Origin of the sequence: Kitasatospora sp. MBT66 (assembly GCF_000710405.2) — a bacterium.
GTDB lineage: Bacteria > Actinomycetota > Actinomycetes > Streptomycetales > Streptomycetaceae > Kitasatospora > Kitasatospora purpeofusca.
Window position 1 is genome coordinate 55542 of the sequence record NZ_JAIY01000017.1, and the last position, 8520, is coordinate 64061.

The following is an 8520-nucleotide window of genomic DNA, read 5'->3' on the forward strand; positions in this document are numbered from 1 at the left end:
GGACCAGGGCGGCGATGTTCCACGCGTCGTCGTCGCCACGGTGGTGCCGGCCCTCCAGGGGGAGGCCGGCCACGGTGAGGGCCTGGGCCATGCCCGGGCGTCTGCGCAGGCCGTAGGAGGCGGTGAAGGCCACCTTGGCGTTGGTGTGGCGCCGGCCGAAGGGGTACTCCGCACCCGTCTGCCGGCACTGCCGGGTGAACTGGTTCCGGTCGTAGTCGCCCCAGCTGGCCCAGGGGACCGAGCCGGTCCGGTGCAGGGCCGTCAGCGTCCGGCACGCCTCGGTGAAGGAGAGGCCGCCGGCCACCTCGGCCGGTGTCAGCCCCGTCAGGCCGGTGCAGAACGCGCTCACCTCCGACCGGGCCGGGCGCACCAGCAGCCGGTGCTTGGCGAGGCGCTCGCCCGCCCGCAGGTCGACCACGGTGAGCCCGATCTCGATGATCTCGCTCACCTGGCCGGGCGGTGGCTGCCCCTCCCAGCAGGTGGCCTCGACATCGACCACGTTCAGCAGGTGCGCGTTGACGTCCATGGGGCGTCAGCCTAGGAAGACTCGCTGCCTCGCGTCACCCGGGTTTTCCCGGCCCGATCGTCCCTCGCCCTCGCCGTCGCCGACGCCGACGGCACGGCACGGCACGGCACGGCACGAAGGCCCCCGGTCCGCGGACCGGGGGCCTTCGGGTCGCGACCCGGCCGGGGGGATCAGCCCCCGGCGGCTCCCGGTGGCGCCTTGGCACCGGTGGCCGTGATCTCGGCCGCGCTGGTCCAGGAGCCCCGGCCGCCGGCCTCGCTCAGGACCCGAAGGCGCAGGTAGCGGCCGGACGCGGCGGTGAAGGACGCCTGTTGCAGGGCGGCCGTGTCGGCGAAGGAGCCGGTGGCCACCGGGCTGCCCCAGGCGGTGGTGCTGTCGGAGACGTACACCTCGTACCGGCCGATCCGGCCGTTGACGCCGCCGTCCTGCCGGGGCAGGTAGCCGAGGCCGTCGACGGCGTAGCGGGCGCCGAGGTCGATCTGGATCTCGTGCGGCAGCGGGGCGGCGCCGCCCGACCACTTGGTGTGCCAGATCGTCGCGGGGTTGCCGTCGATCGCGTTGGCGGCGGCGCCGTTCTCGCCGGCGGTCTCCTGGCTGTCGGCGGCGACGACCTTCCAGCCGGTCTGCGGGATCGGCGCGGACCTCGTGCCGACCGGGGTGCCGGGCGCCGCGGTGATCCCGGCGGCGGTCACGGTGAACGCCTCGGACCGGCTGCCGGCCTTGACCCACAGCACCCCGGCGCGGTCGGCCGGGTCGTAGTACCAGCCGCTGCTCGCGCTGTCGTAGGCGGCCTTGCCGGCCAGGGCCGGGAGCGGCGTCCCGCCGACCGAGACCGAGGTGGGCGCGGTCGCGCTGTGCACGGTGAACTCGTAGCCGCGCGCGGCGGCCTTCCCGGTGTAACTGCCGTCGGCCGCGCCGACGCTGATGACGGCGTCGCCCCGGCCGGCGGCCGGTGCGTGCACGTCCACCCGCTGCCGGGCGTAGGCGCCGTTCTGGTAGGCGCGGGTCAGCCCGTCGTCCTCGTAGAGGCTGAAGGTGGAGTCGCCGCGCGGGTAGACGTCGTAGGTCAGGGTGGAGACGGCCTTCTCGCCGGTGTAGTTCATCTGCGGCCACATCGGGACGATCGCGCCCGAGCGGACGAACAGCGGCAGGGTGTCGAGCGGGGCGGCGTAGCCGTCGAGCCAGCCGGGGCCCTGGTAGACCTTGCCGCTCCAGTAGTCGGTCCAGCTGCCGGCCGGCAGGTAGATCCCGTTGCGGACGGCGGTGTCGCTGACGACCGGTGCGACCAGGAAGGAGTCGCCGGCCATGAACTCGCCGGAGGTGGCGTTGCCCCGGGCCACCGGGTCGTCCGGGTACTCCAGCACCAGGGCCCGGGTGGAGGGCACGCCGGTCTCGTTGGCGGTCCGGCCCATGGTGTAGAGGTAGGGCATCAGCCGCATCTTGAGCTGCAGGTACTTGCGGTTGATCGACGCGTACGGTTCGGCGAACCGCCAGGGCTGCTTGTCCTGGTACCCGGCCGAGGGGTTGGTGGCGCCCCAGCCGGACATGGTCATGAAGGCCGGGGTGAAGGCCTTCCACTGGAGGTCGCGGACGTAGGTCTGCGGGCTCCCGCCGAAGATCCCGTCGATGTCGCCGGAGGCGTAGTTGAGGCCGGACAGGCCCGCGCCGGCGATCGAGGGGACGTGCCAGCGCATGGCGTCCCAGGTGCCGCTGGTGTCGCCGGTCCAGACGACGGCGTTGCGCTGGGTGCCGGCCCAGCCGTCGACGGTCCAGACGAACCGGCGGGCGTCGGAGTTGTCCTCGATGCCCGCGACGGCCTGCTCGACCCCGTCGAAGGCGTACTTGTAGCCGCTGCCGATCCAGGCGACGTCGGTCTTGACGGCCCGGGATCCGGCCGTGCCGACCTCCTGATCGATGCCGGAGAGGCCGGTGGAGGTCCACAGGCCGGTCCGGAAGCCCTTGTCGTTCAGGGCGGCGACGGTGGACGGCAGGGCGGTGTAGCCGCAGCCGTAGCCGTCGTTGGGCAGGATCCAGCCCGAGGGCATGTCGGCGGCGCGGGCGTCGGCGGCGTAGCCGACCACGTCGGGCGTGGTTTGGTGGCGGGCGCGGTTGTGGTCGCCCTGGTAGGCCGGGTTGGAGGCGTTGAAGCAGTCGGCGTTGCCGAGTTCCAGGCCCCACATCGGTGCGAGGAAGGGCTTGCCGGTGACGTCGGTGTAGCCGTCGAGCACGTCCTTGAGCGAGTCGCCGGCGAAGTACCAGGCGTCGAAGCGCTTCTCGTCGTGGCTGAGCGCGGTCGGGGTGCGGAAGTCGTAGGAGCCGGGTGCCCAGGTGTTGCGCATGACGCCGTAGCCGTTGGTGGACATGTAGAACGGCGCCGGGCTGGCGTTGGTGCCCTCGGTCCACTTGTTCGAGACCGCGACCGGGACGGTCCGGTCGCGCAGGGCCCACTCGCCGAGGTGCAGGCCGGTGCCGTAGAACTGCTCGTCCGCGGCGCGGCCGAGGTACTGGGTGGTGCGGCCGGCGCTCCAGCTGGTCGGCTGCGACTCGGCCCACACCAGGGTGGTGTCGTCGGCCCGGTAGAGCGCGAAGGTCAGCGGCTTCTTGTTGATCCGCAGGCTGATGGCGGGGGTGCCGATCCGCCAGTACGCGCCGGCGTCGGTGAGGGTGGCGCCGACCGTGCCGAAGGAGGTGGTGGTCGCGAGGTCGGAGCCGGCCGGGTCGTCGGTGAAGGAGCCGTCCGGGGAGAGCCAGATCCGGAACACGTCGGCGCGGGCGACGACGATCCGGGCGGCGGCGGCGCTGGACGTCCGGACGGTGAAGGTGTCACCGGCGCGGGTGACCGAGGCGGCGTTCCCGGCGGTCGCGGCCCGGGCCGGAAGGGCCGGGCCGAGCGCGGTCAGCAGGGCCCCGAGCAGGGTCAGGATCAGGGCGGCGGCCGTCCGTCGGTGGCGGACGGCCCGTGGTCGGCGGGTGGGTGGGGCGGCGGCAGCGCTCACGCTGTCCTCCTGGGGAGGGAGTGAGGAAGGCCCGCGCGGCGAGGGGCCGCAGGCCGGGGAGGGCGGTGCCCCGCCATGACAGCAAGGGTCATGACATGTCGTCAAGTGCTTGAACTGAGGCTCTTTCAAGCAATATTGAGCATAGATTTGCAGATCGCGAGCAGACCGTGCTGCCGACGGAACGACCTTCGGCCCCCGCGGACCGCGACGGTCCGACAGGGGCTGAGGGTCCGGCCGGCGGGCCGGTGGGCGCTTACCGCGACACCCGGCCTCCCTCCGACCGCGGTACCCGGCGGCCGGTCGGCGCCGCGGACGGGGCGGTCACGGCCGGTCCAGGATGATCGAGCGGGTCAGGTTGCGCGGCCGGTCCGGGTCGAGGCCGAGCGAGACGGCCACCTCGACGGCCAGCCGCTGGGCCCGCACCAGGTCGGCGAGCGGGTCGAGCGGGGAGACCGAGACGGTGGCGCCCAGGGCCCGGACCTCGTCCTCCAGTCCGGCGGGCGGGGCGCCGAAGAACCAGACGGCGCTGGTGGGGGCGGTGACGCTGACCGGCCCGTGACGGTACTCCATCGCCGGGTAGGACTCGGCCCAGGAGTACGAGGCCTCGCGCACCTTGAGCGCCGCCTCGTGGGCGAGGCCGCAGGTCCACCCGGCCCCGAGGAAGGTGAACTGCCTTGCGGCAGAGGCCCCTTCGGGCAGCGGTTCGGCCAGCGCCAGCTCGGCCTGGCGCGGCAGGTCCGCGGGGGCGAGCCCGAGCCGGGCGCGCAGCAGGACCAGCGCGGTGGTGGCGAACCGGGTCTGCACCACGGACCGCTCGTCGGCGAAGTCCAGTACCACCAGGGAGCGGGCCGCACCGGCGACCGGGGTCGCCCCGTCGGCGGTGACGGCCACGGTCTCGCCCGAGCTCACCCGGCCGAGCGCCTCGACGACCTCGGTGGTGGTCCCGGAGCGGGTGATCGCCAGCACCCGGTCGTAGCGCCGCCGGTGCGGGAACTCCGAGGCCGCGAAGGCGTCGGTCTCCCCCAGCCCGGCACCCTCCCGCAGGGCGGCGTAGGCCTGCGCCATGTACAGCGAGGTGCCGCAGCCGATCACCGCCACCCGCTCGCCCGGCTCCGGCAGCCCCCGGGGCGTCAGCTCGAGTGCGCGGCGCCAGCAGTCGGGCTGGCTGGCGATCTCCACGTCCACATGGCTCATGGCTGTCCCTCCAAGCAGTTCCTGCTCAATAGTGCTTAATCTATAGAGCCCGAGGCCAGCTTTGCGCAATATCGATCACCACATCGATCACCACTGCGCATCCCGAATGTCCTCGGGGCCGCCCCCTCGGTGCGTCGGCTCGGGTCGGGCGGTGGTGATCGGGGCGAAGCGGTCGCCGCCGAGGATCCACTGGCCGCGGCGCATGACGGCGACCAGGTCGTAGCTGGTGGAGTCGACCACGACGAGGTCGGCGAGCTTGCCGGTCTCCAGGGTGCCGACCTTGTCGGCGAGGCCGAGCAGGCGGGCCGGGACGGTGGAGAGCGACTCCACGGCCTGGTTCCACGAGAGCCCCCCGACGGTGAGGCAGCGCCGCAGCGCCCGGTCCAGGGTGAGGGTGGATCCGGCGATGGAGCTGCCGTCCGTGAGCATGGCGACGCCGTCCTTGACCTCGACCTGGAGCGGGCCGAGGGGGTAGAGGCCGTCGCCCATGCCGGCGGCGCCCATGGCGTCGGTGATGAGGGCGACCCGGGAGGCGCCGGCGGTGCCGTAGGCGAGGTCGAGCACGGAGGGGTGGAGGTGGACGCCGTCGTTGATGAGCTCGACGGTGACCCGCTCGTCCTCCAGCAGGGCCACGATCGGGCCGGGGGCGCGGTGGGCGATGCCGGGCATGGCGTTGAAGAGGTGGGTGGCGACGGTGGCGCCGGCGCCGATCGCCTCCAGGGTCCTGCTGTAGTCGGAGTCGGTGTGGCCGACGGCGGCGATCACGCCGAGGTCGGCGAGCATCCGGACCGAGTCCAGGCCGCCGGGCAGTTCGGGGGCGAGGGTGACCATCCTCGCGTGGCCGCGGGCGGCGTCGACGAGCTTGCGGACCAGGGCCGGGTCGGGGTCGCGCAGCAGGTCGGGGCGGTGGGCGCCGCAGCGGTTGCGGGAGATGAAGGGGCCCTCGAAGTGGACGCCGGCCACGACGCCGTCCTCGGCGAGCTCGGAGAGCACGGCGGCCTGGCGGGCCAGGTCGTCGATCTCGCCGGTGACGGTGGAGGCGACGGTGGTGGTGGTGCCGTGCTCGAGGTGGGTGCGGGCGGCGCGCAGGGCCTCCTCGGCGATGCCGGAGGCGTAGGAGGCGCCGCCGCCGCCGTGCACGTGCAGGTCGACGAAGCCGGGCACGACGGTGTACCCGGCCAGGTCCAGATCGCCGGGGGTGGCGGTACCGCCGAGACCGGCGATCTCCCTCCCCCGGATCGAGAGCCGGCCGTTCTCCACGACGCGGCCGGGCAGGACCAGCCGGGCGCCGGACAGTGCGAGCAGGTCCGCGGTCACGCGGTCACCTCCGGGAGGAGGACGCGGGCCACCGGCCTCCCGCCCCGCCGGTCGGATCCTGGCAGTGGGCGGCGGTCGGCAGCGCGCGTCGATCGAAATTGTTCGCTGTGCCGGTACTTTAATCAGTTCCGAGCAGACTGCCCCCAGGGGTGACTTGTCGCATACCTGCCGCCCCGCCAGCACCGAAGCCCCGTTCCCCGGTTTCCCCGACCGCCGCTGCGGTACGGACCAAGCCTCGTCTAGACTCCCCGACATGCTCAAAGCTGACCGGACCGCCAAGATCCTCGCTCACGTCACCGAAGCGGGGAGCGCCGATGTGCACGCGCTGGCGGAGCTGCTGGGCGTCTCCACCGCGACGGTCCGCCGCGACCTCCAGGAGCTGCACGACCAGGGTCTGCTGCACCGCACCCGCGGCGGCGCGGTGACCGGAACCGTCAATCTGGAGCTGCCGCTGCGCCACCGGCACGGCAAGCGGCAGGCCGAGAAGCGCCGGATCGCCCTGGCCGCCGAACGCCTGGTGCCGGAGGGCGCCGTGGTCGGCCTGACCGGCGGCACCACCACCAGCGAGCTCGCCCGGGTGCTCGCCGAGCGCGGCGGCGTCACCATCGTGACCAACGCGGTCAACATCGCCGCCGACCTGATCGTCCGGCCGGAGATCCGGCTGGTGGTGGTCGGCGGCATCGCGCGGTCGGCCAGCTACGAGCTGGTCGGGCCGGCCGCCGAGCGGATGCTCTCGCAGTACCACCTGGACGTCGCGTTCATCGGCGTCGACGGCCTCACCGCCGGCGAGGGCTGCACCACGCACGACGAGATGGAGGCCCACACCGACCAGGCCTTCCTGCGCAGTGCCTCGCGCTGCGTCGTCCTGGCGGACAGCAGCAAGGTCGGGCTGGTGACCTTCGCCGCGATCTGCCCGCTGACGGACATCCACGACCTCGTCACCGACGACGGGTTGACCGGCGCGCAGGAGAAGGCCGTCACCGGCTGCGGCGTGCGGGTACTGCGCGCCTGACCCCGGTCGGCCGACCGCTCGCCGACCCGCTCCGCCCGACCCGCTCAGCCCGACCCACTCAGCCCGACCCACTCGCCCCGGCCCCGGCCCCGGACCCACGGCAGCCGGGGCTTCGACGTCGGCGTGCCTCCGGGCGCGCGTGCGTCCGTGCACACTCCGTGCTTTTGCACCCCTTGCAAACAAAATTGAGCAGAGGGCGGGCCGTCCGAATGTCCGGCCGCCCCCGGGCCCGCCGCGCGACCGCCGCCGCAGACTCCGACCGACCTCCTTCGCGCCCGACCGAGCCACTACGACCAGCCAGGGAAAAGAATCTGACGATACGTCGGAGCCTTGTCGTCGGGAGCGGTCGGACCCCTCGGCCGACCGCACGGTCCGCAACGGTCCGGTAACGGCAACTAGACCGTCCGGCGCCCCTCGTGAATACTTCCGTGCACAACGGGCGGCAGGCACTTCAGACTTGCGCGAAAAAGGCTGTCTTCGAGCACAATCAAGCAGCCATGGTCGCTTGCCGCCCGTTCAACAGCCGACAGGTGCACAGAGCGGTGGCCTCCCCCAGCCCCGCGACGCACCGGTGCGGTGCTCGGCTTCTGCACTCCCAGGAACGAACCCACCCCTCGCAACACCGGTTCGCAGGACGAAGGCGGTACACGGCCATGAACAAGCGGCTCCTCGGCATCCCCCTGTTGTGCGCCACCGCGGCGCTGACGCTCACCGCGTGCGGCAGCGGCGGATCCAGCGGCTCCGGCGGCGGGAACGTCACCCTCAAGCTGGTCGCGGCCGACTACGGCGACAAGGCCTCCAACAGCTCCAAGGGCTACTGGGACGGCGTCGCCGCCGCCTTCACCGCGGCCCACCCCGACATCAAGGTCGACGTCCAGGTCATCAACTGGAACGACATCGACAGCCAGGTCAAGACCATGATCCAGAGCGGGAACGTCCCCGACGTGCTGCAGACCGGCGGCTACGCCGACAAGGTCGCGGACGACCTGCTCTACAAGGCCGAGGACGTGCTCTCCACCGCGACCAGGGCCAACCTGATCGCCACCTTCGCCGACGCCGGAAAGGTCAAGGACACCCAGTACGGCATCCCCTTCGTCTCCTCCGCCCGCGCCTTCTTCTACAACAAGGCCCTGTTCCAGCAGGCCGGCATCGCCCAGCCCCCCACCACCTGGGACGAACTCAAGGCCGACGCCGAGAAGATCAAGGCGAAGGTGCCGGGCGTGACCCCCTACGCCCTGCCGCTGGGCCCGGAGGAGGCCCAGGGCGAGAGCATGATCTGGGAGCTCGGCAACGGCGGCGGCCACACCGACCGCAGCGGCGCCTACACCCTCGACAGCCCCGCCAACGTCGCCACGTTCAGCTGGCTCAAGACCAACCTGGTGCAGCCGGGCCTCACATACGCCAACCCGGCCACCACCGACCGCAAGACCGCCTTCGCCGACTTCGCCGCCGGCAAGACCGCCATGCTCAACGGC

At 72.7% G+C, this 8520-nt stretch carries 6 protein-coding genes; 2 read left to right on the forward strand and 4 right to left on the reverse strand.

All coding sequences use genetic code 11. The features are described from left to right. The 4 genes from BI06_RS39130 to nagA all read right to left on the reverse strand — a co-directional run. A partial coding sequence (locus BI06_RS39130) for a 3'-5' exonuclease (RefSeq protein WP_043476527.1) occupies nt 1-526 on the reverse strand: 526 nt, incomplete at its 3' end. Between the two features lie 170 nt (nt 527-696). Continuing rightward, nucleotides 697-3522, reverse strand: coding sequence for a TIM-barrel domain-containing protein (locus BI06_RS39135; protein WP_199523431.1), 2826 nt, complete (start codon nt 3520-3522; stop codon nt 697-699). A gap of 321 nt (nt 3523-3843) precedes the next feature. Beyond that, nucleotides 3844-4716: an SIS domain-containing protein gene (locus BI06_RS39140; RefSeq protein ID WP_030398525.1), complete on the reverse strand. Its 873-nt coding sequence runs from the start codon at nt 4714-4716 to the stop codon at nt 3844-3846. An 87-nt stretch (nt 4717-4803) separates the two neighbouring features. Next, on the reverse strand, nt 4804-6033 hold the full coding sequence (nagA, locus tag BI06_RS39145) for an N-acetylglucosamine-6-phosphate deacetylase (protein WP_082559019.1): 1230 nt from the start codon (nt 6031-6033) through the stop codon (nt 4804-4806). Between the two features lie 253 nt (nt 6034-6286). Between nagA and BI06_RS39150 the strand changes: the two genes are divergently transcribed. Beyond that, nucleotides 6287-7045: a DeoR/GlpR family DNA-binding transcription regulator gene (locus BI06_RS39150; protein ID WP_037781705.1), complete on the forward strand. Its 759-nt coding sequence runs from the start codon at nt 6287-6289 to the stop codon at nt 7043-7045. Nucleotides 7046-7698: 653 nt separating this feature from the next. Then, on the forward strand, nt 7699-8520 hold an 822-nt coding region (locus tag BI06_RS39155), incomplete at its 3' end, for an extracellular solute-binding protein (RefSeq protein ID WP_043476528.1).